The following is a 1,102-nucleotide window of genomic DNA, read 5'->3' as shown; positions in this document are numbered from 1 at the left end:
ACGTTTCCGACTGCGTCGAGAGCGTCAATAGCCGCTCTCGCAACCACACTTCGAAGCTGTCCAGTAGGGGCCGGGACCTCCTTTGCTGCCGCACCTGTTGAAGTTCGAGCCCGAGCCAGGCAGTGGCTCCAGATTCGCCGGCGCCATTACGCCGGTGATTCCCTGGCGCCATTACGCCGAAGATCTGGTGGCGCCAATACGCCGGCGACGGATTGGCTCCATCATGCCGGCGATTCACATTCAGCATGTAGTTGATGGCTTTGGTCGTCCATTACGGCGGCGATCTCCTTTCATTGACCGCTACGCTTCCGGCTTTTGGCCGGAAGGGAGCATGAACAGAAGGTTCGAGATGTTTCATTACCGACAGGTCCTGGTGCGGATGCGCCAGGGCGATTCTGACCGGGACATCGCCCGATCCAAGACGATGGGGCGGCGCAAGCTGTCCCAGGTCCGAGAGACCGCGAGCAACCGGGGCTGGCTAGGTCCCGACACCCCGTTGCCCACCGACGCGGAGCTGGCCGAGGTCTTCGGCCGCGACAGCATGGCAGCACCGTTGCCCCCCAGTTGCGTGTCGCCGCTGGAAGCCTGGCGCGAACAGATTGTGCAGTGGCACGCGGCCGGCATTCAGGGCACGACGATCCTCAGCGCCCTCGAGCGCAACCATGGTTACTGCGGTAGCACGTCGTCCATTTACCGGTTCCTCAAGCAAATCAAGGAATCTGAGGTACCGGAAGTCCCCATGCGGCTAGAGTTCAAGCCGGCTGAGGCCGCGCAGATTGACTTTGGCGCCGGCCCGACGCTCACCGATGTGTATACCGGCGAGATCCACAAGACCTGGTACTTTGTCATGACGCTTTGCTGGTCCCGGCACCAGTACGTCGAGATCGTGCGCGACCAGACCATTGCCACCTGGCTGCAGTGTCACCGACATGCCTTCGAATGGTTTCATGGGGTGCCGGTGCGGCTCATCATCGATAACCCCAAGTGCGCCATCACCAGGGCCTGCATCTACGAACCGGAAGTTCAGCGGGCCTACGCGCAATGTGCCGAGGGCTATGGCTTCCGCATTGACCCCTGTCCGCCACGGGACCCACAGAAAAAG

1 protein-coding gene is annotated in these 1,102 nt (G+C 61.7%); it reads left to right on the top strand.

Translation table 11 applies throughout. The features are described from left to right. Positions 1-349: 349 nt before the first annotated feature. On the top strand, positions 350-1,102 hold a 753-nt coding region (istA, locus tag MKD50_RS30420; RefSeq protein WP_252669764.1), incomplete at its 3' end, for an IS21 family transposase.

Source organism: Cupriavidus mimosae, from assembly GCF_023952485.1.
Lineage (GTDB): Bacteria > Pseudomonadota > Gammaproteobacteria > Burkholderiales > Burkholderiaceae > Cupriavidus > Cupriavidus taiwanensis_C.
The sequence above is the reverse complement of the archived record's forward strand: the minus strand, read 5'-3'. Positions and strand labels throughout refer to the sequence as shown.